The sequence below is a fragment of the Treponema sp. genome (genome assembly GCF_051883275.1).
GTDB lineage: Bacteria > Spirochaetota > Spirochaetia > Treponematales > Treponemataceae > Treponema_D.
This window is the reverse complement of the sequence record NZ_JBJETK010000037.1, coordinates 118,466-144,992: the sequence shown is the minus strand read 5'-3', so window position 1 is coordinate 144,992 and position 26,527 is coordinate 118,466. Positions and strand designations below refer to the sequence as shown.

Annotated in this window: 30 protein-coding genes; 18 read left to right on the top strand and 12 right to left on the bottom strand. The window is 43.0% G+C overall.

Translation table 11 applies throughout. The annotated features are described in order from the left end of the window. Together ACI4L0_RS06170 and ACI4L0_RS06165 are read right to left on the bottom strand one after the other, a co-directional pair. Positions 1–205, bottom strand: a 205-nt coding sequence (locus tag ACI4L0_RS06170; protein WP_439799291.1) for a hypothetical protein, incomplete at its 3' end; no start/stop codon positions are given. A 221-nt stretch (positions 206–426) separates the two neighbouring features. Further along, positions 427–855, bottom strand: a complete 429-nt coding sequence (locus ACI4L0_RS06165) for a hypothetical protein (protein WP_439799290.1) — start codon at positions 853–855, stop codon at positions 427–429. A 238-nt stretch (positions 856–1,093) separates the two neighbouring features. Here ACI4L0_RS06165 and ACI4L0_RS06160 point away from each other — a divergent pair, with 238 nt between their 5' ends. The 8 genes from ACI4L0_RS06160 to ACI4L0_RS06125 all read left to right on the top strand — a co-directional run bounded on the left by ACI4L0_RS06160 (position 1,094) and on the right by ACI4L0_RS06125 (position 9,585). After that, positions 1,094–2,041, top strand: a complete 948-nt coding sequence (locus ACI4L0_RS06160; protein ID WP_439799289.1) for a hypothetical protein — start codon at positions 1,094–1,096, stop codon at positions 2,039–2,041. A gap of 138 nt (positions 2,042–2,179) precedes the next feature. Further along, positions 2,180–2,371 carry a hypothetical protein gene (locus ACI4L0_RS06155; RefSeq protein WP_439799288.1) on the top strand — a complete coding sequence of 64 codons (192 nt, stop codon included), beginning with the start codon at positions 2,180–2,182 and terminating at the stop codon, positions 2,369–2,371. Between the two features lie 234 nt (positions 2,372–2,605). Next, entirely contained in the window at positions 2,606–3,064 is a 459-nt protein-coding gene (nrdR, locus tag ACI4L0_RS06150; RefSeq protein WP_439799287.1) for a transcriptional regulator NrdR, read from the top strand. 234 nt (positions 3,065–3,298) lie between these two features. Beyond that, positions 3,299–4,828 carry a polysaccharide biosynthesis protein gene (locus ACI4L0_RS06145; protein ID WP_439799286.1) on the top strand — a complete coding sequence of 510 codons (1,530 nt, stop codon included), beginning with the start codon at positions 3,299–3,301 and terminating at the stop codon, positions 4,826–4,828. Continuing rightward, a complete protein-coding gene (locus ACI4L0_RS06140; RefSeq protein WP_439799285.1) occupies positions 4,828–6,021 on the top strand; it encodes a DegT/DnrJ/EryC1/StrS family aminotransferase in 1,194 nt (397 codons plus the stop codon). Before ACI4L0_RS06145 ends, ACI4L0_RS06140 begins: the two co-directional genes overlap by 1 nt. Next, on the top strand, positions 6,014–8,332 hold the full coding sequence (locus ACI4L0_RS06135) for a molybdopterin cofactor-binding domain-containing protein (RefSeq protein ID WP_439799284.1): 2,319 nt from the start codon (positions 6,014–6,016) through the stop codon (positions 8,330–8,332). The genes ACI4L0_RS06140 and ACI4L0_RS06135 overlap by 8 nt, the downstream gene beginning before the upstream one ends. Next, on the top strand, positions 8,304–8,795 hold the full coding sequence (locus tag ACI4L0_RS06130) for a (2Fe-2S)-binding protein (protein ID WP_439799283.1): 492 nt from the start codon (positions 8,304–8,306) through the stop codon (positions 8,793–8,795). The genes ACI4L0_RS06135 and ACI4L0_RS06130 overlap by 29 nt, the downstream gene beginning before the upstream one ends. Continuing rightward, positions 8,782–9,585: an FAD binding domain-containing protein gene (locus tag ACI4L0_RS06125; protein ID WP_439799282.1), complete on the top strand. Its 804-nt coding sequence runs from the start codon at positions 8,782–8,784 to the stop codon at positions 9,583–9,585. The genes ACI4L0_RS06130 and ACI4L0_RS06125 overlap by 14 nt, the downstream gene beginning before the upstream one ends. A 65-nt stretch (positions 9,586–9,650) precedes the next feature. On the opposite strand, the gene queA is transcribed toward ACI4L0_RS06125, so the two are convergent. The 6 genes from queA to ACI4L0_RS06095 all read right to left on the bottom strand — a co-directional run bounded on the left by queA (position 9,651) and on the right by ACI4L0_RS06095 (position 15,182). After that, positions 9,651–10,691: a tRNA preQ1(34) S-adenosylmethionine ribosyltransferase-isomerase QueA gene (gene queA, locus ACI4L0_RS06120; RefSeq protein ID WP_439799281.1), complete on the bottom strand. Its 1,041-nt coding sequence runs from the start codon at positions 10,689–10,691 to the stop codon at positions 9,651–9,653. Positions 10,692–10,797: 106 nt separating this feature from the next. Then, the gene (ruvB, locus tag ACI4L0_RS06115) at positions 10,798–11,832 is read right to left on the bottom strand and encodes a Holliday junction branch migration DNA helicase RuvB (RefSeq protein ID WP_439799294.1); all 1,035 of its coding nucleotides are present in this window, start codon (positions 11,830–11,832) and stop codon (positions 10,798–10,800) included. 110 nt (positions 11,833–11,942) lie between these two features. Next, on the bottom strand, positions 11,943–12,566 hold the full coding sequence (gene ruvA, locus ACI4L0_RS06110) for a Holliday junction branch migration protein RuvA (protein WP_439799280.1): 624 nt from the start codon (positions 12,564–12,566) through the stop codon (positions 11,943–11,945). 79 nt (positions 12,567–12,645) lie between these two features. Continuing rightward, complete coding sequence (locus tag ACI4L0_RS06105; protein WP_439799279.1) at positions 12,646–13,584, bottom strand: glycosyl hydrolase; 939 nt, start codon at positions 13,582–13,584, stop codon at positions 12,646–12,648. A 121-nt stretch (positions 13,585–13,705) separates the two neighbouring features. After that, the gene (locus tag ACI4L0_RS06100; RefSeq protein ID WP_439799278.1) at positions 13,706–14,431 is read right to left on the bottom strand and encodes a flagellar filament outer layer protein FlaA; all 726 of its coding nucleotides are present in this window, start codon (positions 14,429–14,431) and stop codon (positions 13,706–13,708) included. A 22-nt stretch (positions 14,432–14,453) separates the two neighbouring features. Next, the gene (locus tag ACI4L0_RS06095; RefSeq protein WP_439799277.1) at positions 14,454–15,182 is read right to left on the bottom strand and encodes a flagellar filament outer layer protein FlaA; all 729 of its coding nucleotides are present in this window, start codon (positions 15,180–15,182) and stop codon (positions 14,454–14,456) included. A gap of 360 nt (positions 15,183–15,542) precedes the next feature. Here ACI4L0_RS06095 and ACI4L0_RS06090 point away from each other — a divergent pair, with 360 nt between their 5' ends. From ACI4L0_RS06090 to ACI4L0_RS06055, 8 genes are all read left to right on the top strand, one after another. After that, on the top strand, positions 15,543–16,541 hold the full coding sequence (locus ACI4L0_RS06090; protein WP_439799276.1) for a class II fructose-bisphosphate aldolase: 999 nt from the start codon (positions 15,543–15,545) through the stop codon (positions 16,539–16,541). Positions 16,542–16,755: 214 nt separating this feature from the next. After that, positions 16,756–17,409, top strand: a complete 654-nt coding sequence (locus ACI4L0_RS06085; RefSeq protein ID WP_439799275.1) for a hypothetical protein — start codon at positions 16,756–16,758, stop codon at positions 17,407–17,409. A 55-nt stretch (positions 17,410–17,464) separates the two neighbouring features. Further along, a complete protein-coding gene (gene infC, locus ACI4L0_RS06080; RefSeq protein WP_439799274.1) occupies positions 17,465–17,995 on the top strand; it encodes a translation initiation factor IF-3 in 531 nt (176 codons plus the stop codon). Positions 17,996–17,999: 4 nt separating this feature from the next. Beyond that, positions 18,000–18,200, top strand: coding sequence for a 50S ribosomal protein L35 (gene rpmI, locus ACI4L0_RS06075; RefSeq protein WP_295797028.1), 201 nt, complete (start codon positions 18,000–18,002; stop codon positions 18,198–18,200). A gap of 15 nt (positions 18,201–18,215) precedes the next feature. After that, complete coding sequence (rplT, locus tag ACI4L0_RS06070) at positions 18,216–18,575, top strand: 50S ribosomal protein L20 (RefSeq protein WP_439799273.1); 360 nt, start codon at positions 18,216–18,218, stop codon at positions 18,573–18,575. A 4-nt stretch (positions 18,576–18,579) separates the two neighbouring features. Beyond that, entirely contained in the window at positions 18,580–19,041 is a 462-nt protein-coding gene (locus ACI4L0_RS06065) for a hypothetical protein (protein WP_439799272.1), read from the top strand. A 19-nt stretch (positions 19,042–19,060) separates the two neighbouring features. Beyond that, a complete protein-coding gene (gene zapA, locus ACI4L0_RS06060) occupies positions 19,061–19,357 on the top strand; it encodes a cell division protein ZapA (RefSeq protein WP_439799271.1) in 297 nt (98 codons plus the stop codon). Further along, entirely contained in the window at positions 19,354–19,812 is a 459-nt protein-coding gene (locus ACI4L0_RS06055; RefSeq protein WP_439799270.1) for a DUF188 domain-containing protein, read from the top strand. The genes zapA and ACI4L0_RS06055 overlap by 4 nt, the downstream gene beginning before the upstream one ends. Here ACI4L0_RS06055 and ACI4L0_RS06050 read toward each other — a convergent pair. The 3 genes from ACI4L0_RS06050 to ACI4L0_RS06040 form a co-directional block, all read right to left on the bottom strand. Beyond that, on the bottom strand, positions 19,805–21,061 hold the full coding sequence (locus ACI4L0_RS06050) for an HD domain-containing phosphohydrolase (RefSeq protein WP_439799269.1): 1,257 nt from the start codon (positions 21,059–21,061) through the stop codon (positions 19,805–19,807). The genes ACI4L0_RS06055 and ACI4L0_RS06050 overlap by 8 nt on opposite strands. 85 nt (positions 21,062–21,146) lie before the next feature. Further along, positions 21,147–22,028, bottom strand: a complete 882-nt coding sequence (locus ACI4L0_RS06045) for an RsmB/NOP family class I SAM-dependent RNA methyltransferase (RefSeq protein ID WP_439799268.1) — start codon at positions 22,026–22,028, stop codon at positions 21,147–21,149. After that, on the bottom strand, positions 22,015–23,106 hold the full coding sequence (locus ACI4L0_RS06040) for a glycoside hydrolase family 3 N-terminal domain-containing protein (RefSeq protein ID WP_439799267.1): 1,092 nt from the start codon (positions 23,104–23,106) through the stop codon (positions 22,015–22,017). The genes ACI4L0_RS06045 and ACI4L0_RS06040 overlap by 14 nt, the downstream gene beginning before the upstream one ends. A gap of 200 nt (positions 23,107–23,306) precedes the next feature. On the opposite strand from ACI4L0_RS06040, the gene ACI4L0_RS06035 reads away from it, so the two are divergent. Next, a complete protein-coding gene (locus tag ACI4L0_RS06035; RefSeq protein ID WP_439799266.1) occupies positions 23,307–24,131 on the top strand; it encodes an SDR family NAD(P)-dependent oxidoreductase in 825 nt (274 codons plus the stop codon). A gap of 116 nt (positions 24,132–24,247) precedes the next feature. Beyond that, positions 24,248–25,693 carry a nicotinate phosphoribosyltransferase gene (locus ACI4L0_RS06030; protein ID WP_439799265.1) on the top strand — a complete coding sequence of 482 codons (1,446 nt, stop codon included), beginning with the start codon at positions 24,248–24,250 and terminating at the stop codon, positions 25,691–25,693. Here ACI4L0_RS06030 and ACI4L0_RS06025 read toward each other — a convergent pair. Then, on the bottom strand, positions 25,667–26,434 hold the full coding sequence (locus tag ACI4L0_RS06025) for a hypothetical protein (protein WP_439799264.1): 768 nt from the start codon (positions 26,432–26,434) through the stop codon (positions 25,667–25,669). The two genes, ACI4L0_RS06030 and ACI4L0_RS06025, sit on opposite strands and share 27 nt — an antisense overlap. Between the last annotated feature and the right edge of the window lie 93 nt (positions 26,435–26,527).

Sequence of the window (26,527 nt, the reverse complement as noted above, 5' to 3'; positions counted from 1 at the left end):
CCGGAGATTTCCTCTGTTCTACAGGGCAGACACTGCTCTTCCTGCGCCTATAAAGTCTTCCTCTCCTCTCTCCTGCGCCCAGGCTCTTCCCAAACAGGAAAAGCCTCCTCTGCTGTCTTTTCTTCTTTCCTTCCCTTAAACTGTCAAATAACAGACGTATATCGTAAGTGAACAAGAATATATCATTACGTTTTATTTTTGTCAACTCTTTTTTTTCTTTTTTTTGATTAAAATAAAAAAAATTTATAAAACTAAAATTGGCTATGTCCGTAAAGCGGTTGACAATCTTTGCACTAATTAATCAGGTATGGAGCAAAGCAAAGAAACTATTGAAAAAAACAGAACAAACGCACAGAAAAATCAAAACCACCGGAGAATTTGACAGGCGGAGAAAGAGGAAAATAATAACGTCTATATTTTGGAACTTTAAAGTAATTGAGATTGAGTTTGAAGCAGAAATGGCAGATATTCCAAACCAATGTTTGCAGTCTTTTCTACCCAGGTTTCACCGTAAGGCGTGTATTCTATCCTCTGGTACTCGTCGCCTTTATAGTCTGAGATAAGCGAAGCAGAGCCAAGATGGTCAGAATGGTAATAATACTGCTTGTAGTATTCCTCTTGGTAAGTCGGATTTTCGCCGCTGTTCAGCTTCGTAACAATTCTTGTTTCACCCAGATAAATATTCTTGGCTGTTTGTCCGCCATAGACAGAGTTACCGCTGTCTGTGTGTAACGTCCACATCTTGTTGAAGTAGAGTGTTTCACTGTTTGCGGTATACTTGTTAGAACGCTGTATCTGACTATGCCACGAATTCAGTTTTTGAAAAAAAACATCCGATGTTTTTCTAAAAAACACGGCGTACTTTTTTAAAAACACGCCGAGAATTTTTTAAAACACGCCGTGTTTTTACTGAATTCACGCCGTGAATTTTCCGCTTTCTATAAGAATTCTGCCGTTTCCGTCAAAAGTTACAAGGATTAGAAAAGAATATCAGAACTCCCCAAAAAACTTTAAAAAATTTGATTTATTCTATGCAGTTTTTGCTTTTTTTCCGCAATAAATAGATATGCACAAACAGGAAAAGGGGCATTGAATGGAATCTCATGAAACAGGCAAATGCGGCCTGAACACGCAAAGACAGCCGCCGCAGTTCAACCGCCAGTATCAGGACAGGCTTTTCAAGGCGATTTTCGGGCGCGAAGAACACAAGGACTGGCTATTGTCGCTTTACAACGCGCTGAACGGCTCTTCTTATACAGACCCGTCCGCAATCGAAATAAACACTATCGAAGGCATAATCTACGTAACGATGAAAAACGACATCTCGTTCTTAATCGACTCGCAGCTTAATCTGTATGAACAGCAGTCGTCCTACAATCCCAATATGCCGCTTCGGGGACTGATGTATTTTTCCCAGCTATATCAGAAATACATCTCTAAACAGCGGAAAGACATTTATTCATCCGCGCTGTTGAAAATTCCCACGCCTCAGTTTATAGTAATATACACAGGCAGTACGGAACTTGACGACGTAAAGGAACTGAAACTTTCCGACTCGTTTGAAGTGCCGGATACGTCCGGCAGGTTCGAATGGACGGCGACCGTCGTAAACATAAGCAGGGGGCACAGCCTTAAGCTTCTTGAGCAGTGTCCGCCCCTGCGTGACTATGCGGTGTATGTAAGCCGCATAAAGGGAAACGTCGCTGCCGGAATGACAAAGGAAGATGCCGTAAACGAGGCTATGGAATACTCCATAGAACACAATCTTTTGAACGGCTATTTCCTAGAGCAGAAAATGGAGGTGCTGAATATGAGCCTTACAGAATTCGATCAGGAAGAGTACGACAGAAACCGTTTTGAGGAAGGAAAAGAAGCAGGCATTGCTGAAGGCGAGCGCAAAACTGCCCTGCAGAACGCGCGGAACCTTCTTTATATGAAGCTTGGATCTATTGAGCAGATTGCGCAGGCAACACAGCTTTCTGTTGATGAGGTGCTCCACTTGCAGGAAGAAATGTCTGTCGGGGGCTGTACAGACAGGTAAACGCGCTGTAGGAATTTTTTCGAACGGCAGTTTCCCGGAACAGAAAATAAGCAGGATGAGCTAAAAATTGCTTACGCAATTTTTTTAACGCTCTTCAATCTAACAAAGACCGCCAGCGGTCTTACACAGGTACTGAATATGAGCCTTACAGAATTCGACCAGGAAGAATACGACAGAAACCGTTTTGAAGAAGGAAAAGAAGCCGGCATCGCAGAGGGCGAGCGCAAAAATGCCCTGCAGAACGCACGGAATTTTAAGTATAAGAATATCCCTGTTGACATTATTGCTGAATGTACGGGACTTTCTGTTGAACAGGTAAACGCATTGTAGGAATTTTTAAAAATACACTGCAAGCCGTTTTTACATCAGGAAGATAAAATCATCGACTATGCAAAGCAGACTGCACATTATAGAATTCATTATTGAAGATTTAACATTGAACAAAAACAATTATAGCCCTGACCTCCTGGAATTACTCGGATTTCAACAAAAGGTCAGTAATTGAGCTTTTTATGGCAAATGCCTATAATAGCAAAAAAGCATTGTGTTCCCGGAGGAAAAAAAATGAGGTGCCCCTACTGCGGAAGTTTTGATGACAAGGTCACAGAATCCCGACAAATGGCAAACGGCGAAAGCATAAGAAGAAGACGGCAGTGCCTTTCATGCGGACACCGATTCACGAGTTATGAAAAAATAGAAGAAAAGCCTTTTATGGTTGTAAAGCGAGATGGACGCAGACAGCCGTTTGACATAAAAAAAGTTTCCAAGGGAATCGAGCGCGCGCTTGAAAAACGTCCGGTTTCCACAGGACTTATTGACATGACGGTGAATGAAATCGAGGATGAAGCATATATGGCAGGCAGACAGAACAGGGAAATTTCAACGGAGGAAATCGGGGAGCTTGTTCTGAAAAAGCTCAATTCCATGGACAAGGTTGCCTATATCCGCTTTGCAAGTGTGTACCGGCATTTTACAAACCTTGAAGAATTCGTAAACGAAGTGAAAAAAATATCAGACAACTAAAAAAATTCCGCAGTTTTTCAAGTTTCCCAAGAGCCTTGTTTTTGGGAGCCGCTGATAAAAAAAAGAACAGAAATTGAAGAATCCGCTTTTATATGGTAGACTTTATTTAGAAAAATTTCAGTTTTTAGGGAGCAGTGAATAATTGCTATCTTGCAGTGCTTCACCCAGATACAAAAAGCATCAGGGAAATGTCAATCGACAGCTCTAAAAATTCGGTGTTTTTCCGAGGAAAAAATGAACAAAATCGAAGGCAGACTATATATAATAGGCGCAGGTTTCGCCGGGCAGATGATTGCAAGCGACATTGCAAAAAAGAAAGTCTTTGGAACAGTCTCGGCGTTTCTTGATGATGACAAGAACCTCATAGGAACAAAGATAGACGGAATTCCAGTGCTCGGGCCACTAGACAGCATTGCGGACGCTCTGCGAGTGGACAGTTCAGACCAGGCGATAATCGCAATTCCCACTGCGCCGGTTGAAAGAATCAGAAAAATATACGATGCGCTTAAAAAGTGCGGATTCACGCAGATAAAAATTCTGCCTTCCATAAGCCAGATTATCGATGAAAAGGCGCATATAATCCAGGCGCGCGACATCAACCCTCTGGATATTCTGGGAAGAACTCCGGTTACCATTCCGCTTGCAAAAAGCCTCGCCTACTTGAAGGGAAAGCGTGTTCTCATAACAGGCGCAGGCGGTTCTATTGGAAGCGAGCTTGCAAGGCAGCTTCTTTCAGGGGGAGCTGAGCGGCTGTATCTTTTCGGGCATGGAGAAAATTCAATCGTAAACATATACAGGGAGCTTCATCTATTGCAGGACGAAGGCATAGGCCAGAAAGCTTCGGTTGTTCCAATAATCGGCGACATGAAGGACAGGGAATATGTAAAGTACATAATTTCACATACACACGCAGACGTCATTTTCCACTGCGCCGCATACAAGCATGTTCCGATGATGGAAGAAAATTCTATTGCAGCTATCGAAAACAATGTGTTTGGAACAAAAAATCTTCTGGATGCGGCTCTTGAGGCAGGCACGGAAAAATTCGTCCTGATATCCACGGACAAAGCGGTTGAGCCGGTGAGTGTCTATGGAGCAAGCAAGCTTCTGTGCGAAAAACTTGTAATCCAGGCAGCTGAATCAGCGAGCAAAAACCAGTCGTTCATGTTTGTGCGATTCGGAAATGTTCTTGGCAGCAGAGGCTCTATTCTTCCTATTTTTATGGAGCAGATTCAAAACGGAGGTCCGGTCACAGTCACAGATCCAAAAATGGAGCGGTATTTTATGACAATACCGGAAGCCTGCTCGCTTGTGCTTCAGACAGGGGGTGTCGGCGCAAATGGAGCTTCGTATCTTCTGGACATGGGAGAGCCTATAAAAATTGTGGAGCTTGCAAAACAGGTGATAACATTTTCAGGATTCACGCCGGACAAGGAAATCAAGATACAGTTCATCGGCGCGCGGAAAGGCGAACGTCTGGAAGAACCTCTGTGGCTTAAAGAGGAAAAACCGGAGATGACTGAATACAAGAAAATTCTGAAGCTTACAAATATTCCCCTGAAAAATTTCAGTCTGGACAAGCTGCTAAAATCGCTTGAACCGATATGCGCGCTCACACAGGGAAAAGAGCAGCTGTACAGAAACAGCAATGAGCTGAAGTCAATTCTGAGAAAGGCAATTCCATCGCTTGACAAATTCTACATGGATCAGGAGCAGCTTTCAGGGGAAAAAGACAGGGAACAAAATTACAAGGCGGTTTTATGATGGCAGAAAACAAAGTGGATTCAAGCGAAGCTTCTGTTCCGTTTTTCAGAGCTTCTCTTTCGGAAGAAGAAGAAAAAGCCTGCGCGGAAGTTTTAAAAAGCGGATGGCTTACAACAGGAAACCAAACTCATCTTCTAGAGGAAGAATTCGCAAAAAAAATAAATTCTCCGTTTGCGCTTGCCGTCAACAGCAATACAAGCGGAATGATTCTTGCAATGGAAGCTCTTGGAATCAGGCAGGGAAAAGCGGTCATAACAACGCCGTATACTTTTGTTTCAACAGCAGCGAGCGCGCGCCATCTGGGAGCCGATGTGTATTTTGCAGACATCGAAAAAGAAACCTATTCAATAAGCCCGGATAAAATAGAAGAAATTTTGAAAAGCCCTTCTGGGAAAAATGTAGCCGCCATTGTTCCCGTTCACATTGCGGGGAATGTCTGCAATATGCGGAGAATAATGGAGATTGCCCGTAAATACAATGTGAAAGTCATAGAAGACTGCGCCCATTCTTTTCCGAGCAGGACAGAGCTAGGGTTTGCAGGCACAATCGGAGATGCCGGCATATTTTCATTTTATGCCACAAAAACAATCACCTGCGGCGAAGGCGGAATGGTCACAGTGAAGGACAGGCAGACCGCCGCAAGAATCACACAGATGAGACTGCACGGCATGAACAGAGATGCCTGGGACAGATACACATCGCCAAAAGCCAGCTGGGAATACGATATTGTAGCACCGGGCTTTAAGAGCAATCTGCCGGACATTCTTTCTGCCATTGCCAGAATCCAGCTAAAAAAAGCGGATCTGTTTTATGAAAAAAGAAAAGTCCACGTAAAAAAATACAACGAAGCATTTTCCAAAATGGACTTTGTAAAAATTCCTCCCACTTCCCAGGGAGATTCCTGCCACCTTTACATTCTAAGGCTGAATCTTTCAAACCTGAAATGCTCACGGAATGAATTTGCAGAGGAGCTTCAGAAGCGCGGTATCGGCATAAGCATGCACTTTATTCCGCTCTTTCATTTTTCATACTGGAAGAAGCTCTACCCCGAATTCACCAGCGAAAATTTCCCCGAGGCTGAAAAGAAATTCCAGGAGTCAATTTCGATTCCGCTGTGGCCCGACATGACAGAAGAGATGACAAGCCGCGTCATACAGGCTGTAGAAGAAACCGGAGAAAAATACCATGTCTAGGAATTCATCTGCACGGAAAAATTCCCAGATATCATTCCAGAAGGAATTTTACAGCGACCTCACAATGGACAATATGTATTTTGCAGTGGTCGTAAGAAGTCCTGTGAGAGAGGGAATAATAAAATCAATTTCGCACCCAGACCTTCCTGACGGATACAGCCTTATAACGGCGCGTGATGTTCCAGGCTCGAATCTTGTAAACACAATACAGGGAAAGCTCCCGGTGTTCTGCGAGGGAAACATTTCATACGAGGGCGAGCCACTTGCGCTTTTAGCAGGCCCGAGCGAATCCGTGCTCAAGTCGCTTCTTGACGAGCTTGTTCTTACAATCGACACAAACACTATCGAGGATTATCTTCCTGATGAATTTGATATAAACAGCCAGAACATTGAAAATCCTGAAAAGAAAAAAACAAAGAAAGAAATAAAAATTCAGAATGAGGAGCTTCAGAACCTAAAGGAAATAAAGGAAAAATTTTTTTCAGACAAGCTGGCGCAGCGCATAATAAAATTCGGTCCGTGCTTTGAAAAAGGCGACGGTGAAAAAAACATGGAAAAGCTTTTTGCCGAGTCCAAGTATGTCATAGAAAATGAATGGAGCTATGCGCTGAAACTGCATGATTACGGAGAGCCAAACGGCGCAATGTGCTCATGGAAGGATAATTCCGTAACCATCTCAACGCCCACTCAATGGCTGAACAACCTGAGGCACATTGCATCAGAAGCGCTCGCAATTCCGATGGAATCAATAACAATCAGGAAAACAACTTCAACAAACCGGGGAACAAATAGCATCTGGTACAATTCAATAATAGCCTGCCAAACCGCAGTCGCCTCCAAAAAAACAGGACACCCTGTTAAGCTTGTCTACACAAGGGAAGAGCAGGAAAAATTTCTCAACAAGATGCAGCCCATTTCAATCCGCCACAAAACCGCCGTGAATGAAAAGGGAATCATAGAAGCAATGCAAATTCAAATTGAAATGGATGCGGGCTTCAACAATCCATTTGCGCAGGAAATAATCGACCGGCTTTCCATAGCTTCATGCGGATGCTATAATCCGAAAAATATTTTTATAACCGCCACAGCGCACAGCTCACTGAATTCCGCATCTTCCGTAGATATTCAGCTGATTGACTCCGCGGCGTTTTTTGCTGTTGAAAACCAGATGAATGAAGTATGCAGCAAATGCAATCTCACTCCGCTTGAATTCAGATTGAAAAACCATATAAACATAGACTTTACAAAAAGAAAAATTCCGAATGTACAGTTTCTGTTTGAAATTGAAAAATTCAGCGAGACAATCGAAGCTCTTTCAAAGGCCAGCGATTTCAACAGAAAATATGCATCCTACCGCCTTGATGCAATGAACTGGAAGCTTGGCAGCGGTCCCAAGGAATATGTTTCTGTGTTCTCTTCTCCGATGCGGGGAATAGGATTTTCCTGCGCTTTTGAGGGAGCCGGATACTACGGCGATGAAATTTACAACGGAACACACAGCCTTGAAGTAACACTTGAAACAGAATCAGTCCTTACAATACACTGTCCGCCTGTTTCAGATTCTGTGCAGGAAATATGGAAGGAAATCGCATCAGAAATTCTTGGAAGCTCGGTTTTATCAGTCAGAATAAATTCAGTATTCAGCAGCGGAGAAGAGCCTCTGCTCCCGGAAAATGTATACAGCAATATAAGCATCATGACTTCTCTCCTGAAAAAATGCTGTCTTGCGATAAAGCGCAGAAAGCCCGGAAGTCCACTGCCCTTCAAGGTAAAAAGAAAAACTGCCGCTGTCAAAAAAACAGAATGGTGCAACGACACACTTTCAGGCAGACCGTTTCATTCAACATCATTTGCCGCAGCCGCAATCGAACTGGAAATAAATCCATGCACATACCGCGAAAAAATACGAAGCATTGCGCTTGTGCTGAACGGCGGAAAAATTCTTAACATACAGGCCGCAACTTCAACAGTAAAGCTTGGAATTCAAAAAGTTCTATCATCGCTTCTTGAGGACGACAAAGTTGAATGTAAAAACATACGCATTTCGTTCATGCAGTCCGAAAAAGATCCTTCGCAGATAGGAGAGCTTGTGCACCAGGTTATTCCCGCGGCGTACACACAGGCTCTGACACAGGCTCTGAACTGCACAATAAATTCTCTGCCGCTGAAAACAGATTCGCTTTTCATAAAAATAAAGGAGCAGAAAGCCAGGATAAAGGCCATGAAGGAAATGGAAGCTGCGCTTGAGCAAAAAGCACAGCAGGAACTGGAGGAAAACAAAATTGAAAATTCCGCTATATCTGAACAGTAAGAAAATTATTCTTTCCGCGGAGCCAACAGAATCGCTGCTGTCGGTTTTGCGCAAGGAAAAGCTTTACAGTGTAAAATGCGGCTGCCAGAAGGGAATCTGCGGAAACTGCATGGTTCTGCTCAACGACAAATCCGCCGCCAGCTGCCTTATTCCCGTTGGAATTGTAAGAGACTGCCACATTACAACTCTGGAGCATTTTCAGAGCAGCCCGTATTATCAGGATATAATAACAGGATTTTCCAAAGCTGGAATTCACATGTGCGGCTACTGCAATGCCGGAAAAATTTTCACAGCCTACACAATACTGAAAAATTTCTACCGGCCCACACTTGAGCAGATTTATTCTGCAATAAAAGACCTGGACTCATGCTGCACAGATTTTTCCACACTGACAAATGGAATTTTATATGCGGTTGCGGCAAAACATGCGCGCGAGGAAAAAAATTCAAATGCAAAAAAATAAAACAGCCTTCATTTCAAAAAGCCTCTCCGATGTCTTCTATCATATAAAAACCGTAAATGACATCCAGCTGATTGCGGGCTGCACACAGCTAAAAAAAATACACGACAAGTCCGTTTCGCTGAGGCTGATTCCCGAGCTGAATACAATCGACAAAAAAGAGCGTTACATAGAATTCGGGAGCGCAGTTTCCATAGCGGCGGTGATTCTGTCAGGCGGACAAAAGCTGCCTGAAATTCTTTCAAAAGCTCTTAAATCAATAGGCACAGAGCAGGTCAGGAACATTGCGACGCTCGGCGGAAATATATGCGCACGGGACTTTAAGTATACACTCTGGGCGCCTCTGCTTGCACTTAATGCAAGGCTCGAAATCAAAAGCCAGAACGAAACTACTTATATTCCATTCAACAAATTCAACGGTCTCCCTGAAAAACAAATTCTTTCAAAAATCCGTATTCCGCTTGATGAATGGGAAGTTGAAATCTTTAAAAGAGTAGGCCCTTCAAATACAATAAACGACCTTTCAGCGAGCTTTGTTTTTCTTGCAGACACACAGCGCGGCATGATTGCAAAAATAAGAATCGCATTTGCAGGAAAGACAATATTCTATTCGCCGGAATTTGAAAACCGAATAATAGGAACAAGGCTGCCTCTTTCCATAAAAACAATAGACAGCCTCATCGACAGCGCAAAAAAAATTTACGTTGAGCAGAATTCATCGCAGGACATAAACCTGATTCTAAAGGCACAGTTTCTGAATATGCTAAGAAATTCATTTGAGCAGCTTATGTAAATCCTCTTGAAGAATTTTGCAGCCCAAAGAAATCAAGATCTGCGCACGAATCATATTCCCGTAAACTATTTTATGAGCATCGCATCTCCGTAGCTGAAAAAGCGGTATTTTTCCTGAACAGCGGTTTTGTATGCATTCAGTATATGCTCGCGTCCGGCAAAGGCGCTCACAAGCATGATAAGCGTGCTCTCCGGTGTGTGAAAGTTAGTGAACATCTGATCAACAACTTTGAATTTGTAGCCGGGATACATAAAAATACTGGTGCTTCCCGTTCCTCCGCGCACCAGGCCATCTTCACCGGCGGCGCTTTCCAGCGTGCGGACACTTGTTGTCCCTACAGCTAATACAGGTCTGCCTGCCTTTTTTGCGGCATTGATTTTCTCTGCGGTTTCATAGGGAATTGTATAAAATTCCTTGTGCATTTTATGCTCTTCAACTGTGCTTGAGCGGACAGGGAGAAAAGTTCCAAGCCCCACATGCAGAGTTATCCATTCAAGCTCCACATTTTTTTTCCTGAGTTTTTCCAAAAGCTCCTCTGTAAAATGAAGCCCCGCTGTAGGACACGCCGCGCTTCCAGTTTCCTTTGCATAAATAGTTTGGTAACGCTCGCTGTCAGTATCATCGTCCTCTCGGCGGATATAAGGCGGAAGAGGAATATGTCCGTTTGCCTCGAACCAGTTTTCCGTCAGCCTGAAAGGAAACCGCAGAGTTCTAAATTCAGATCCTTCGTTTTGCGAATCCTCAACAACAGTTCCCGTGCTTCCATCAGGAAATCTATATGAATTTCCCGGCTTCACTTTTCTTGCGCCCTTTGCCATTGTGTTCCAGGTGTCCCCTTCTGGCGAAGTCTGGTTCAGGAACATAAATTCCTGTTCGCGCCCGGAATCGCATTTGATTCCATAACAGCGGCTGCGGCGGACTTTGCTGTTGTTAAAAACCATAAGTGTGCCTGGCTCTACAAGGTCAGATAAATCCTGCATGGCATAATGGGACACAACTCCGGAAATTCTATCCAAAAACATAAGCCGGTCATTCCCGCGCACTCCAGAAGGCTTCTGTGCAATAAGCTCCTCGGGAAGATCAAAATAAAAATCACTGGTTTTCATATTCTTTCCTAAAAAACGCTGGATAATTCAAATTCAAAAAATCCAGTGTCAAGCATAATATCAGATAAAGCTGCTTCAAAAACTGAAAGCATCTACTTTTTTGAACCTAAAAATCAAAAGAAGGGGACTCTCTCTGTGCGGATGAAGGGGAAAGCCCCAGATGAGTGTACGCCTTTTCCGTGACAACCCTGCCGCGTGGTGTGCGCTGCAAAAGCCCGCACTGAATCAGATATGGCTCGTAGTAATCTTCAAGCGTATCCATTGAATCTCCTATCGAAATAGCAAGAGTTTCCGCGCCCACAGGACCGCCTCCAAATTTATTGATTACAGCAAGAAGAATTTCCCTGTCATATTTTTCAAGTCCCAGGGAATCAATTCCCAGCCGCGCAAGACCGCTCCGCACAATCTCCTCCGTAATGACACCGCTGCCTTCAACCTGCGCAAAATCCCTCATGCGGCGCAGAATCCTGTTGGTAACGCGCGGAGTTCCCCTTGAGCAGCCGGCCATAAGGAGCGCGGCATCGTCGTCAACTTCAACATTGAGAATTTTTGCAGAACGGCGGATTATAAGAGAAAGCTCCTCTTTTGTATAAAAACTGAAGCGCTGTATAATTCCAAAGCGGCTTCTAAGCGGACTCGAAACCATGCCGGCCTTTGTTGTTGCTCCGACAAGCGTAAATTTTGGAATCGGAATTCTCACAGTTCTTGCAGCCGCCCCCTGTCCTATTACCCAGTCAAGCTCGTAATCCTCCATAGCGATATAAAGCATCTCTTCAATCGCAGGTTTCAGCCTGTGGATTTCATCAATAAAAAAAACTGTCCTGGGCGAAATCGTGGAAAGTATTCCAGCCAAATCCTTTGGTTTTTCCAGAGCCGGAGCGCTTGTAACCTTGAAATCAGCACCAAGCTCATTGGCCGTAATCTGCGCCAGCGTTGTCTTTCCAAGACCGGGCGGTCCTATAAGAAAAAGGTGATCCAGTGCTTCCTGCCTTTCCCTGGCCGCATTTATAAAAACAGAAAGATTTTCCTTTACCGACTGCTGCCCTAGAAATTCATTCAGTAATGAAGGTCTCAGCGAATTTTCCTGCGCATCATCCTCATAGTCAATATCAGCGCGCACAATATTCAGAGGAGAAGCCATTTCCATGGATTTTCCCTGCGCCGCCTGTGATGCAAGCTGGGTTACAATATTCATCTCGTCTTCTTCAGAATTTTTTTTCGCATAGGAACTGCGCGGATTAACGCTTTTTATCATCTTGCAAGCTCCACTATTGACTTTCTAAAAATAAAATCCTCTTTTCCGCTCTGATCAAGCGAAGCAAACTGCTCGTCCGATTTCAAAGCCGCTGAAATTCTATAAACAACTTCCTCTGCCCTGCTCCTGTCATAGCCCATATCAACCAGCGCATTCACAACATCAGAATAAGACGCGGACACTCCCAAAGTTTCTGAATTCGTGGAAGCCAGCGAAGCAAGCGAAAGTTTTCCTTTCAGGCTGAGTATGATTTTTCCAGCTGTTTTAGGCCCGACACCGGGAACTTTTTTCAGGGCATCAACATCTCCCCTGTCAAGCATCTGCGCAAGAGCGGAAAAGGAAACACTGCCCATAATCTTCGTTGCACCCTTCGGACCGATTCCGTCAACCTTCAGCAAATCAAAAAAAAGCGCGCGCTCATCTTCCGAAGAAAATCCAAAAAGAGAAACCGCATTTTCATTATGCTGCATCCAGACAAAAACACGTGCCTTGCTTCCCACCGGCGGAATTTTTTCAAGCGAAGTTTCAGGGACTGTAACATCCCATTCAATTCCATTTGTTTCTATCAGAAGTTTTTGAGGAAATTTTCCTGTAACGATTCCAGTCAGGCTGTTAAACATGAGCAAATTATATAGAAAGTGCTAAAAAAAAACAATCAACAAACTCTGCGCAAAAAAATCAGCAAGTCCCACTGTGAACTTACAGTGTAACGGCATATCTGCTTTCATACATTTTCAAAAGAGAACTTTTTGAATTATATTTTTCCCCAATGCAAAATTCCTTTGACCATGTCATATAATATGCCCATGGAATATGAGTTTGCTCAAGCAGTGAAACATCAGGAATATAGCCGACTTCTGCAAGCGCACAGACCTTGTTTTTAGAAGAGCCTTCACAAAGAGAACGATATTCCCTTGAATAATCAGTAGGCTCATACTGCTGACGGTATACATCAATCGAAACAACATCAACCTTGTCATCGCCCGGATACGCTTCTTTCACATTGCAGTTCCAAACCCACAAAAGATTATCAAGCTTATGGAAATTTGTATAATAATCAAACATAAGCGAATACAGGCGCGATGCCACAACAGGACCTTTTGCTCCCCACCAAAACCAGTCACCGTAACATTCATGAAACGGGCGCCACAAAATCGGAATTCCCTCAAATTTTTTGAGCAGCTCTGCAATCACATCCATATCCCGGAAAAAGCAAGAACGTTCCTCTGTTCCCTCTTGGAAAATCCGACTGGCATCAAAATCTGTATTTTCCGCATAAAAGCTTTTTCCGTGCCCGCCAAGCGGTGAAAACCAATGAAATGTAAAAGTAAGTATTCCGGAATTTTCCTTTGCCCATTTCAATGCAATTTCAGCCGTATTGCGGTTTTCCTCAACCTCTGTAAGACATTCTATATCAGAATCGCTGTAATTGATATTCGGAGAATAGGACAAAAGCTCAAATCCCCGTAGCTTAGGCTCTTTCCCGGTAACACTTTTTATATAGCTTATTTCCTCCATCGGCACAGTCTGAGTGTGCTGCCCGGTGATAATTTTCTTTCCTGAAATTTCAGCAAAATACGAAAGAAGTGCCTTTGCTTCCGGAATAGCATTTTTATTTGCAGTTTGAATCATACACATTTTTGGTTCCTGCGAATTCTAAAATGATATAACGGCAAAAACAGGGAAACACTGAAAGTTTCCATGACTGCCATAAAAAAAGCCCCTCACAGGAGGGGCTTAAACAGCTGGAAGAAAAACTCTACCAGTTATCCATCATATCATCTTCATCTCTGTTTTCAAGATCATAAAGGTCTGTTACAGCTCTCATGTCATCAAGGTACATATAGAAAGCACCCTTGGCTTCCATTGGATTACAATCTACACGGAATCCAACAATACGAAGTCCCGGCTTATCTCCATGGTAAACACTCTGCTGAACAATTCCATGTTCTCCATCAGGAGAAGGAGGAATAGCAGTAGTAAGCTTTTTCCATCCACTGAATTCCAAAGAACCCATCCAAATTTCAAAATTATTTCCATTATAATCCTGAACCAAAAGCCAAAGCTGATGTCCCATATTACGTCCACAAGCCCAAACAGAAACAGTCTTTGTAACGCCTTCAATAGGAATAGGACGAGCTGATGTGATATAGAATGAATTCACACCACGGCGGAAGAATTCAACTTTAATACCCAAAACTTTTGTATCTTCAATCTGCTGATTTCCAGAATCATTCAACTCTTCTTTTGCAGCAGGGCTTCCTTCAAACAAGCGACCTGCAATAACACCATTGTCAGAAGAAATATGAACATTCCAAGAACCTTCTCTCTCAAAACGCTCAACACTTACTTCACGAAGAGCCTGGCGGGCACTATCATTTCCGATATTTGAAGCATCAGGCTCTGAAAGGCTTTCTGTCTGGGAAAAAGCAAACCCTGCACAAAAGGCTGCCAAAGCTAAAACAGCAAAACGTATTTTTTTCATTTGTATTCCACCTTTATCCTAATTATTGAACTGTCTCACTATTACCAGAAGTTGTATCCGGATCACCAAAATCAGCATCCTTCAAAGCATATCCATCATATACAGTTGACAATGTATTTGTTGTATATTTCAACTGATCAAAATAAATAACATAATCATCAACAGCTTCATTGGCATCTGTACGAATTCTAAATCCAACAAATGTCATGTTTGTTCTTCCAGAGCGGATTCTAGAATGCTGGCGGATATATCCAGGAACATTTACAACAACATTTTTCCATCCGCTGAACATAAGATTGCCGGCTTTCAAAGTATGAACACGACCATCAGCATCGCGCACAAGAAGCTCTAATCTGTAATTATAATTTGCTCCCCATACCCAAAAATCAACCTGTGTAACAGTTCCGACAAATGGAATCTCGAAAGCCTTGTCATCTTTTGAAGGAAATACTTCAAACCAGTTATCACCCTTGCGGTCATACTTTGTTTTTACACCCAAAACCATTGCAGCAGGATCGGAATCTTTGTGGTAAGGAATCAATGAATTTGGAATTCCTTCAAATTTCTTCAGGATTGGATAGCCCTCAGCAACGAAACGGCTGGACTGAACACTCCATGACCACTCCGCATCAGTATCGAAATTATCGATAACAATTGTTTCAACAGCCTTAGAGCTTGGCTGAGCTACTGCCGGCACGCAGAATGCAAGTCCAAGAATCAGGCCACCTAAAATGACTACGCCCTTTTTCATCAAAAATCTCCTTGAATACGATTATTTTCCTGTATCGCCAAGTTTTATTTATTTAACTGATTAAAAAAAAATCAACTAAATTTTCATATTTCATTATATTTATACAATCATTTTTTGTCAAATGATTTATTATGCGAACTCCTAAAAATTATACAGAAGTTTTGTAAAAACGCAATCACTCCGCTTTTCATTTTACAGCGCAGACGTTTTATTTTCCATATAAATATTACAAACTTTCAGCCTTAATGAAACAAAATGCCTGCACCATTGCGAACCCTTTTATTTAAGACACTTCCCTTGAATTTTGCCTTGAAATGATTTATTCTATAATAAATCCAAAAACGGACACAAGGAGCTAATATGCACAGTTACAAAGAACTTGGTCTTGTAAACACAAAAGATATGTTTGCAAAGGCTATGAAAGGCGGATATGCAATTCCTGCATACAATTTCAACAATATGGAACAGATGCAGGCTATCATTCAGGCTTGCGTTGAAACAAAATCACCGGTAATCCTTCAGGTTTCAAAAGGCGCACGTGCTTATGCGGACAAATACATCCTTCGCAATATGGCACGCGGTGCTGTAGAATACGCAGAAGAACTCGGCTGCAAAATCCCTATCGTACTTCACCTTGATCACGGTCCGTCTTTTGAAGTAGCAAAAGACTGTATCGACAACGGCTTCTCTTCAGTAATGATTGACGGTTCTGCACTTCCTTATGACGAGAACGTAGCAGTTACAAAAAAAGTAGTAGAATATGCACACGCACATGATGTTACTGTTGAAGCTGAGCTTGGCGTTCTTGGCGGCGTTGAAGATGACGTTGCTGCTGAAGAATCAAAATATACAAAACCGGAAGAAGTAGTAGACTTCACTTCAAAAACAGGTTGTGACTCACTTGCAATTTCAATCGGAACTTCTCACGGCCGCTGTAAGTTTACACCGGAACAGTGCACCCGCACTCCAGACGGAGTTCTTGTTCCGCCGCCGCTTGCATTCGATGTTCTTGAAGCAATCGAAAAAGAGCTCCCGGGCTTCCCTATCGTTCTCCACGGTTCATCATCAGTTCCGATGGAATACGTACGCATCATCGAACAGTTCGGCGGAAAAATCCCGGATTCTGTAGGAATTCCAGAAGAGCAGCTCCGCAAGGCTGCAAAATCAGCAGTATGCAAAATCAACATTGACTCTGACGGACGCCTTGCAATGACAGCCGCAATCCGCAGATTCTTTGCAGAAAACCCGGACAAATTCGACCCGCGCGAATATCTTGGACCTGCACGCGACGAGCTTAAGAAAATGTATATGCATAAAAACATCGACGTATTAGGCTCTGCAGGACACGCATTAGACTAGTCTGAAATCTTTGCAGACGAAAAAAAAGGCTTGCGGTAACCGCAAGCCTTTTTTATTTTACATTTTTTCTATTTTACAGTCAGCTGACCGTCAGTTATCCGGGCAAATTTTCCAGCGAAACCAAAAACAGCAAAGATTAATTGCTCCAAGCGCAATATTCATTTTCCGCAGGGCGGTTGAAAAAAAAGCATTTTGCCGTTAAACTTCTTTATATATGTATTCATTTCTGATTTTTTCTATTCCAGCCGCAGTTTTGTTTTACTGCCTTTCAAACACTGAATACGAATTCAGGGATTTTATCGCGCCGATTTTAGCCGGATTATGCTCAGGAATTTTTATTTCTCTGTTCAAGGAATATTTCATTTTTTCAAGCTATATCGCCACATCGGGATTCATCAGGTATTTTTTCCATGCAGCCAAAGCAATAATTATTCCGCAGACGCTTCTTCTTGCGGCGTGGAATTTCTTTTCCAAGGACAGCGACGCTTACAAAACCGAGGCTGTGTTTCCGGTTCTAGCATCATTTTATTCTGTATTTCTTCCATATATATCGATTTCAAGCCAGGAAAGGCATTCTGTTTTTTTTCTGTTTGCAAGTCCGCTCCTTGTCATCTGCTCTGCCCTTTTTTCACAGGCCGTGTATGCAAAGATAAAGCTACCTGACTTCAGGACGAGCAAAAAGAATTTCATTGTCTGCATTCTGATTTTCATAGCGGGAGCGGCATTTCCTTCCGCGGCGCAGACACTGTGGTACTTCAAGTTTCCGCTTATACTACAGCTGCTCACAATGGTTTTATTTGCGGCTGTGACATTTATTTTCCATAAAGTTTCGCTTAGACATGAAAATTCACTAGACACAATTCGATAATTTCTGATAAAATATTTTTTATGCTATACGAGTATTATATACTCTAGGAGGATAATTGGCAGACAATAAAGGCATGCGCGTAAATGAACAAATTCGCGTGCGGGAGATCAGACTCATTGATGATGAAGGTGAACAAAAGGGAATTGTCCCTACAATCGAAGCCCTCAGAATGGCAAGGGATCGAGACCTCGACCTTGTAGAAGTTTCGCCAAATGCAAATCCACCGGTGTGTAAAATACTGGATTTCGGGAAGTACAAGTTCGAACAGGAGAAAAAGCTTCGTGACTCCAAAAAGAACCAGAAAGTACTCAAGCTCAAGGAAATTCGCATGCAGCCAAAAATCGGTTCAGGCGACCTTGACACGAAAGCAAAGCATGTTCAGGAATTCTTAAACGAGGGCGACAAAGTGAAAGTAACCATCCGTTTCCGCGGAAGGGAGCTGGCTCATACAGAACTCGGTTATGATGTACTGAAAGAAGTTGAAAAACGGCTTGTTGAAGGTTCGTATGCGATTGAAAAGCCTGCCGCAATGGAAGGCAGATTTATGTCTATGACCTTGAACTCAAAAGTCAAGAAACAGGGGTAATGAAATGCCTAAAATGAAAACAAAGAAATCTGCTTCAAAGCGATTTTCTTTAACTGGTACTGGAAAAATAAAGTACAAGAAAATGAATCTTCGTCATATTTTGACAAAGAGATCACCAAAAAGAAAGATGCACTTGCGCCACGCAGGAATTCTTTCAGAAGATTCAGCTGCAAGAATCCGCAAGCAGCAGCTTCCGTACGGCTGATTTTAGGAGTATAAAATGTCTAGAGCAATAGATGGAACAAAACGTAAAAACCGCCGTGCAAAAATCCTTAAATTAGCAAAGGGATTTAAAGGCGACAGAAAGTCAAACTACAAAGCTGCAAAAGATGCTGTTGTAAAAGCGCTTGATCACTCTTATATTGGACGCAAACTCAAGAAGCGTGATTACAGAAGTCTTTGGATTGCTCGTATCAACGCCGCAGTCCGCGCAGAAGGAATGACATACAGCCGCTTTATCAACGGTCTTTTAAAGGCTGGTGTTACACTCAACCGCAAGGCATTGAGCAATATGGCTATTGAAGATCCTGTTGCATTCAAGGCTGTTGTTGAAGTTGCAAAAAACGCTGTAAAGGCATAAAAAAATGATTACACTCGATCAGGTTCTGTTATTGCAGGAAAAAGTAGAAGCCGCTGTTGAAAAAATCAGTACACTCAATGATACTGTTTCGCAGCTGAAATCGGAAAATGATGCTTTGCGTAGTAAATGCGCAGAGCTTACAAAAGCGTTCTCCGAGAAAACGGAGCTGGTTTCTACAATGGAAACAACGCAGTCCAAGATCGAGGAAAGCATTTTAAAAACATTGACACGTCTTGACTCCATAGAAGATGCGCTTCTCGGGAGTCAGGACATCACTTCCGCAGAACTTCAGACCACGCAGAACAATGTAACGCAGGAAGAAAAACCGGCTGAAGTCCAGCAAGCTGAAGAACCGGAGCAAGTTTCAGAGCCGCAGATTTTTCAGCAGGAAAAAACAGAAATACCGGAAAATCAAACTTCTTCTGAGCCACAGACAGATTTAAATGGCCAGTTTGATATTTTCTAATCCCCGGGGAGAATTCTGATTGGGAAAGCTTCAGATTGAACTGCTTGGAGCATCATTTTCCGCGCAAGCCTCCGAGGACGACGCATATCTTGCAAAGCTTTTGTCCTATTACAGGGAAATCACAGAATCGATAGCGCACTCTTCAGGAGTAAAAGATCCAATCAAGATAAGTATTCTTTCAGGAATTGCGCTCGTGGATGAGCTTTACAAAGAAAAGCAGAAAACAGCTTCCCTTCTCCATCAGACAGAAACTGAAAAAAAAGCAGAACAGATTACAAGAAATATAATAGAAAAAATCAGCGGGGCGCTTGAATGATTTTTGTGGATGCGGATTCATGCGAAAAAAACGCAAGGGAATTCACTTTAAGAGCCGCGGAAAAAAAAGGAACAAAAGTTGTCTTTGCGGCGAATAAGGATATTCAGGCTCCATTCAAAAGCAGCCTATTTAAAATGCAGATATGCCCCAAGGAAAAAGACTCAGCGGACAACTTCATAGCTGAAAACGCAGCCATTGGCGACATAGTGATTACAAGGGATCTTCTTTTGGCTGAAAGAATTCTAAAACGCGGCATCACGGTGATGAACGACAAGGGAACTGTTTTTACAGAAAAAAAACTTGACTACATGCTTGAAGAAAGAGCACTGAGCCTGCAAATGAAAAGCCTCGGCGTTTCAACCGGAGGCAAGGGAAAATGCTACGGCAAAAGCGACCTTTCAAGCTTCAAAAAAACTCTAACTGAACTGCTTGACAGCCCGGAAACTTTCAGCTGATTGCCTGGTTTATGGCTTCCAGACGGTCTTTTATCTGCATAAAGGCATCAACCAATTCAGGGTCAAACTGGCGACCTCTCTGCTTTAAAATTTCATTGAAAGTATCATCGACGCTCCATTCCGCCTTGTAGCATCTTTTGTGCCTGAGCGCATCATAGACATCTGCAAGCGAGACAATCCTTGCCGCAAGAGGAATTCCGTTTTCCTTGAGCGCCTGTTCTATTTCATGGGGCATTCTTGTAGCGGGAATATAATCCATGTAGTCAAAGTTGCCGGGATAGCCCTTGTTTCCTCCGTCCCAGCGGTCATGATGATGAAGGCAAACATCGCGCGCCATTATATCAAAGTCATTTTCCACAGGAGTAAAAATCTGCGCGCCGACACAGGTGTGCCCCTTCATAATGTCGCGCTCGTCGTCATCAAGAATTCCCTGCTTTTTTAGAATTTCATCTGGAATCGCAACCTTTCCTACATCATGGCATCTGGCGGCCAGCCTTAGATTATCACGAAACTTGCTGCGCTCCTTTTCTGGAATTTTTTTATTAGCGGCATAGCGGTCATATATTTCAAGCGAAAAACGGGAAACTCTTTCAACATGCGCGCCAGTTTCCTTTGGGTCGCGGAAGCCGGCAGTCTTTACAAGCCTGTCCACATTGAGCCTTGTAAGATAGGCATATTCATAAATCGCACCGGCCTTTGATGCAAACTGCGAAATATAGAATTCCGAATCCTTGTCAAACGGAACAACAACTCCGTTCTCGTCCTTTGCATTTATAATCTGAAGAATTCCAATGACTTTTCCATTCGCCATTATCAGCGGAATAGTAATCATGGACTGTGTATGGTAGCCGTTTTTTTCATCGTTCGCAGAATTAAACTCAAAAAGCCGCCTTTCCTTTTTTTCCTCATCAAGAAATTCCGGCAGATTATACACATCCGGAATATTCAGAAGTTTTTTAGAAAGAACACAGTAGCCAGAAATCGACTGGTTTGTAGGAACAAGATAGAAGGAAGTATAAGAAAGCTTTTCACCGGGAGCAAGACGGCTCTGCATTGTATCGTTTTGACTATAGCGAATCCACAGCTTGTTTTCCTTTCTGTCATATTCATAAATAGAGCCGGCATCAGCATTAACAATTTTCCTGGCGCCGGACAAAATATTCTCCAGAAGAATATCGACATCACGGATTTCCTTGAGCTGCTCCTCTATCTCTGTTATCAGATTCTGTTTTTTTTCATGCTTAGACATACCACAAGACCTTTACTTTTTTCCACTTATTGAATTATAAGAGAATTCAAAATAAAATTCAATTAAACGGATAAAACAAAATCATTCAAGAAACGTCCGGGGTTTTTTGAATCAATGAAAAGTAAAGAGGGCCCGCACCCATTGCCTTGTCAGGCAGCAAGTGAAATCCGACTTCTGTTTTTTCAGCGAGCGAAAAAAATTCCTCGAGGGAATGACCTGCGGGACAGGCAATCTCGGCCTTTTCAGCTTTTACGTTTGCAAGGAAAATATCACGGACTTCATCAGCAGGAACAAGCCGCGCATCCTGAAATTTCTTTTTCAGCTTAAAAAGAGCCATGTCATTTTCCTGCGGACACAAAGCGCAGGTTGCATACAAAAGATAGCCGCCTTTTTCCAGCAGACGGAATGCGCATGAAAGCAAAGCCCACTGCTCCATGGAAACAGTGCGAATTCTTGAAGGAGTCCACTGGGAAAGATATTTGCTGTCATTTAAAACATGCCGCTCGCTTGAGCAGGGAGCATCCAGAAGTATGCTTCCGTAACATTCGGTTTCATGCCTGCACCAGCAAGCCCCGTCGCTCAAACTGACTTTTACACCGCATGAAATTTCAGAAGGAAGAGATGAACTTACAACTTTTAAAAGGCGGGCTTTTCTGGAAGGAGATTTTTCGTTTGAAAAAAGCACGGAATCCTCGCCCTTCAAGCCAGCCAGTACAAGGGTTTTTCCGCCGGGAGCCGCGCACAAGTCAAGAATCCGCTTTGAATTTTCCACAGGAAGGCACAAGGCGGCAACAATGCTTGCAGGATCCAAAAAATAGCTTTCACAATTTTTGTAGGACAGCTCAGCATAAACAGGCTCCTGAAAAAGCGAAGCCCTCAGTTTTTCCCAGCGCGCATTGAAAACCCCGGAATAAAAAAGCTCGAATGCATCCTGCCCTATAATTTTCTGAGATTTACTCTGCCCCACTTTTTATTATCCCCTTTTTCAATTTAAACTCCAGAACTTTTTTTTCAGCCTCATAAAGCCGAACCGCAAACTCCCTGTCAGTTTCCGCCAGATGCAAAAGCGACTGTGCAATCGGAAGAAATTTTTTTTCACTGAGCATTATAACATCAACGCCGCATTTTATCGCCTGAGCCGCAATAAACTCAGGAGCAGACCCGGAAAGCGCGCCCATAAAAATATCATCGCTTATAACAAGCCCCGAAAATCCAAGCTGCTTTTGAAGCATCTCCTTTATCCAGAAACTGCTTGTGCACACAGGATTTTCATCAAGGGAATTTATTTTTGCATGACTCACTAAAACACATGAAGGCTCAGAGCGCAGAATCATGGCAAACGGAAAAATAAAATTTCTAAAAACCTCAGCGGCAGAAAGGTCGATTTCAACAGCGCCAGTATGCGGATCGGAATTCGCATTTCCGGGGAAATGCTTGGCAACAGAGGCAATGCCATTTTCCTCGTAGGCCTTTATGCAAAGCATGCTGTAAACAACAGCTTCAGGCGCAGCTCCGAAAGTTCTTGTTCCCAAAAAAATTCTGTTTGAGTCCGTTTCAGCTTCAGCAACGGGAGCAAGATTCATGCTGATTCCAAGCGCCTTCATTTGAGATGCCTGAGCCGCATAAAGTTTTTCAGCTTCATAGGGCGAATAATTTTTGCAGACATTTTTTTCAGACGGAAGACTTGAAACAATTCCACGCAGCCGGCATACTTCTCCGCCCTCCTGATCAACCGCAATAAAAGGAAGCGGCCGGAAATTTTCCGCATAAAAACAATTTATAGAATCAATGTATTTTTTTAGTTTGTCAGGGGAATCCGCAATGTTATAGGAAAACAAAATAATTCCGCCCGGAACCACAGGGCTTCCGTCTTCAAGAAATTCCACAGGATGAAAATTTTCGCTGCCTTCCACGTTCACCAAAAAAATCTGTGAAATCCTGTCTATCTCAGAAAGACGGCCAAGAATTTCTTCAGCTGAAAAATCCGCATAGGCCGCATGAAAAATAAAAATAGGCAAAATGAATTTCAAGATATTTTTTTTCATAGCGAAGATTATAATTCAGGTTTTGATTAAATGGAACCTCCAAGAACTTATTTTCAATGAATTTTTTAAGCTGATTCCTATTGCAGAAAAACAGAGTTCAACAGATTTTTCACAAGCACACAATTCCTCTATACATCACAGAAAAAATTCTGATACCTTTCTGTCTTGGAGCTGCACAAAAAAAATGCTATAATTTCCGCATGAAAAAAATCAGCATTGTCACAGGTGCTTCAAGCGGAATGGGCCTTTGGTTTGCAAAGCTCCTTGCCAGGGAAAGCGCGGAATTTGAAAAACTTGCAAGCGACGAGCTTTGGATTATCGCACGGCGGAAGGATCGTCTGGAAGAACTGAAAACCCAGATTGACGCAGAGGCTTCCCGAAGAAATTTGAAATTTCCAGAAATAAAAGTTTTTCAGCTTGACATATCGGGAATTGAGGGCGCACTGAAAATAAAAGAGCTGCTTGAAAAAGAAAATCACGACGGGCTGAAAATAAATGTTCTTGTAAACAACGCGGGCTTTGGAACATACGGTGAATTCACGGCTACAGACACTGTCAGGGAAATGCAGATGATAGACCTTGACTGCACATCTTTGACGGGAATAACAGGATTTGCACTTCCATACATGCAAAGCGGCTCCAGAATTATAAACGTGGCAAGCCTCGCTTCATTTCTTCCGCTTGGGAACTTTGCAGTTTACGGCGCATGCAAAAGCTATGTTCTGAGTTTTTCAGTTGCGCTTGCGGCGGAAATCAGGCACCGCGGCATAAAAGTTACGGCGCTTTGTCCTGGTCCTGTAAGCACGGAATTCGCAGACGTGGCTTCAAATGGAGCAAGAAAAAAAGTCAGGCACGGTCTTTCCCCGGAAAAAACTGTGGCCGACGCACTCAAATGCTCCCGAAAAGGAAAGCTTTATTCCATGAAATTCTTCAAATGGAAATTCCAGGCAGCAGCAAGCAGATTTATAGGCCGCTACTTCGGCGCATGGGCAACATACAAATTCTGCAAGCGCCCCAGTAATTGAATTTCAAAACGCAAAATGATATTCTAAAAAGAAGGACGCAGGTTGTGTTCAGCAGATGCTGTCTGTCCACTCTAAAAAAACCGTCCAAAACCAACTCTTTTTCTTGGAGGACGATTATGCATTCAACATTCAGCAGGAGCGCGCTTTTTACAGACTTTTACGAGCTGACAATGGCGCAGGGGTATTGGAAACAGAATATGAACCACCAGGTTGTATTCGATATGTTTTTCCGCAGACAGCCTTTCAACGGAGGATTCAGCGTTTTTGCGGGAATAGAGCCGCTGCTGGACAGTCTCGAGGCTTTTTCATTCAATGAAGACGACATAGCATATCTCAGGGAGCAGGGAATTTTTGAAGAAGGCTTTTTGCAGTACCTCAAGGATTTTTCTTTTTCCGGGGATTTATATTCATTTGAGGAAGGCTCGATTATTTTTCCGCAGGAACCGATTGTAAGAATCCATGCAAATCTGATTGAAGCGCAGATAATAGAAGGCCTTGTTCTGAATCTTTGCAATTTTCAAAGCCTTATCGCAACAAAAACAGCCAGAGTCTGGCTTTCAAGCAGAAAGGGAAACGTCATGGAGTTCGGGCTTAGAAGAGCGCAGGGACCGGACGGCGGAATGAGCGCAACACGGGCTTCGTACATCGGAGGAGCTTCCGGCACAAGCAATACGCTGGCAGGCAAACTTTACGGAATCCCGGTAATGGGAACTATGGCTCATTCATGGGTGATGTCTTTTCCGAGCGAGCTAGAGGCGTTTGAAGCCTACGCAGAGCTTTATCCGACAAAAACAATTTTTCTGATTGATACATACGATACACTGAAAAGCGGCATAAAAAATGCAATAAAGGCAGGAGCAAAGCTTGTTGAAAAAGGATACAACTTCGGAGTGCGCCTTGATTCCGGGGATATGTCATACCTGACAGCAGAGGTGCGAAAGGAATTGGACAAGGCTGGATTTCCGCAGGCATATATCTGCGTTTCAAATGATCTTACAGAGGAAATCATAGAAACACTTGTCCAGCAGAATGCCCCGATTTCAAGCTGGGGAGTCGGAACGCACATGGTTACAGGCGGAACTGAATCAAGCTTCACAGGAGTTTACAAGCTCGCCGCAAAGAAAAACGGAGACAGTTTTGTTCCCACAATGAAATTCAGCGACAATCCTTCAAAAAACACAAACCCCGGCGTCAAGAATGTGTTCCGCCTTTACGATGACAGCGGAATGGCGCGCGCGGACATTCTGGCACTCGACGGTGAAACCCTGAATCCCGGAACCGAGTACAGATATTTCCATCCAATGGTGGACTACCGCCAGTTCTCCTTTACCGCGTCCAGCATAAAGCCTATGCTAAAAAAGCGCATGGAAAACGGCAAAAGAACAGAACCCCGCCTGTCCGACAGCGAGCAGCTCAAGGCAAGCAGAAAGCGAATGATGGAGGAAATTGAAACGCTGGATCCATCATTCAAGAGAATTTTGAATCCGCACATCTATAAAGTTTCAATGACCGAAAAACTCAAGGATCTGAAACTTTCATTCATAAAAGCCAATATCCGCTGAATTTTCCGCAGGCAGAGAAATTCTCATTGCATAATGTCCCTTGAATTCTCTGTCTATGCGGATTTTCATTGAAGTTTCGTTTCTGAATGCCCGGCGCAAATCACAGATGTAAGACAGCAGGACAGCTTTTTTTTCTGGAATATAGTTTCCAAAAAGAAGGCATATAAGCTCGCGCTCTGAAATTTCTTTTCCAAGGTGCTCATAAAAATACTTGAAAACCTTGAAGCGGCTCGGAGAAATTTTGTGCGCCAGCCTGAATTTCTCCATGTCCAAATGCAGAAAGCGCTCCTTTTCGCTCATAAAAACTTCAGGCCTGTTTATTACGCTTATATACTTGTTGAATTCACTGCTGTTCAAAAATGTCTCCAGCAGCTTAAAGACAGGATATAATTTTTCAATGCTTTCCGAATCAATCAGCGGAACAAGATAGAAATTGTTTTTTGTAATCCAATAGGACGCCATGCTGTCAGGCGCAGGATAAGGATCATTGAAAACAACAACAGGAACAGGATTGGGCATAAGCGCCATTTCCTTGTACGGATTGAAAACATCAATCTGAAAGACCCGGACATCAATCAGAACATAGTCCAGCGTGCCTTTTCCTGAAAGCCTTACAGCCAGATAAAACTTTGCCGGACTTGTAAAAACTGTCACCTTACATCCCAATTTTTCGATGTAAACAGCAAATTCCCTGCACACCTTGAGAATGTCAGGGCGTGCAAGCATAAAAACATCCCCCATAAAAAACTCCCACTAAAAAACAATTTTTTCTGTTTTTTTATAATTTTCTTTAAACACTGAAAAACCGGCGGCTTTCAAGATAACTCTAAATAA

Coding starts and splice junctions, on each gene's coding strand:
- ACI4L0_RS06160 (WP_439799289.1), top strand. CDS start 1,094: ATGGAATCTCATGAAACAGGCAAATGCGGCCTGAACACGCAAAGACAG.
- ACI4L0_RS06155 (WP_439799288.1), top strand. CDS start 2,180: ATGAGCCTTACAGAATTCGACCAGGAAGAATACGACAGAAACCGTTTT.
- nrdR (WP_439799287.1), top strand. CDS start 2,606: ATGAGGTGCCCCTACTGCGGAAGTTTTGATGACAAGGTCACAGAATCC.
- ACI4L0_RS06145 (WP_439799286.1), top strand. CDS start 3,299: ATGAACAAAATCGAAGGCAGACTATATATAATAGGCGCAGGTTTCGCC.
- ACI4L0_RS06140 (WP_439799285.1), top strand. CDS start 4,828: ATGGCAGAAAACAAAGTGGATTCAAGCGAAGCTTCTGTTCCGTTTTTC.
- ACI4L0_RS06135 (WP_439799284.1), top strand. CDS start 6,014: ATGTCTAGGAATTCATCTGCACGGAAAAATTCCCAGATATCATTCCAG.
- ACI4L0_RS06125 (WP_439799282.1), top strand. CDS start 8,782: ATGCAAAAAAATAAAACAGCCTTCATTTCAAAAAGCCTCTCCGATGTC.
- queA (WP_439799281.1), bottom strand. CDS start 10,691: ATGAAAACCAGTGATTTTTATTTTGATCTTCCCGAGGAGCTTATTGCA.
- ruvB (WP_439799294.1), bottom strand. CDS start 11,832: ATGGCTTCTCCTCTGAATATTGTGCGCGCTGATATTGACTATGAGGAT.
- ruvA (WP_439799280.1), bottom strand. CDS start 12,566: ATGTTTAACAGCCTGACTGGAATCGTTACAGGAAAATTTCCTCAAAAA.
- ACI4L0_RS06105 (WP_439799279.1), bottom strand. CDS start 13,584: ATGTGTATGATTCAAACTGCAAATAAAAATGCTATTCCGGAAGCAAAG.
- ACI4L0_RS06100 (WP_439799278.1), bottom strand. CDS start 14,431: ATGAAAAAAATACGTTTTGCTGTTTTAGCTTTGGCAGCCTTTTGTGCA.
- ACI4L0_RS06095 (WP_439799277.1), bottom strand. CDS start 15,182: ATGAAAAAGGGCGTAGTCATTTTAGGTGGCCTGATTCTTGGACTTGCA.
- ACI4L0_RS06090 (WP_439799276.1), top strand. CDS start 15,543: ATGCACAGTTACAAAGAACTTGGTCTTGTAAACACAAAAGATATGTTT.
- ACI4L0_RS06085 (WP_439799275.1), top strand. CDS start 16,756: ATGTATTCATTTCTGATTTTTTCTATTCCAGCCGCAGTTTTGTTTTAC.
- rpmI (WP_295797028.1), top strand. CDS start 18,000: ATGCCTAAAATGAAAACAAAGAAATCTGCTTCAAAGCGATTTTCTTTA.
- rplT (WP_439799273.1), top strand. CDS start 18,216: ATGTCTAGAGCAATAGATGGAACAAAACGTAAAAACCGCCGTGCAAAA.
- ACI4L0_RS06065 (WP_439799272.1), top strand. CDS start 18,580: ATGATTACACTCGATCAGGTTCTGTTATTGCAGGAAAAAGTAGAAGCC.
- ACI4L0_RS06055 (WP_439799270.1), top strand. CDS start 19,354: ATGATTTTTGTGGATGCGGATTCATGCGAAAAAAACGCAAGGGAATTC.
- ACI4L0_RS06050 (WP_439799269.1), bottom strand. CDS start 21,061: ATGTCTAAGCATGAAAAAAAACAGAATCTGATAACAGAGATAGAGGAG.
- ACI4L0_RS06040 (WP_439799267.1), bottom strand. CDS start 23,106: ATGAAAAAAAATATCTTGAAATTCATTTTGCCTATTTTTATTTTTCAT.
- ACI4L0_RS06035 (WP_439799266.1), top strand. CDS start 23,307: ATGAAAAAAATCAGCATTGTCACAGGTGCTTCAAGCGGAATGGGCCTT.
- ACI4L0_RS06030 (WP_439799265.1), top strand. CDS start 24,248: ATGCATTCAACATTCAGCAGGAGCGCGCTTTTTACAGACTTTTACGAG.
- ACI4L0_RS06025 (WP_439799264.1), bottom strand. CDS start 26,434: ATGGGGGATGTTTTTATGCTTGCACGCCCTGACATTCTCAAGGTGTGC.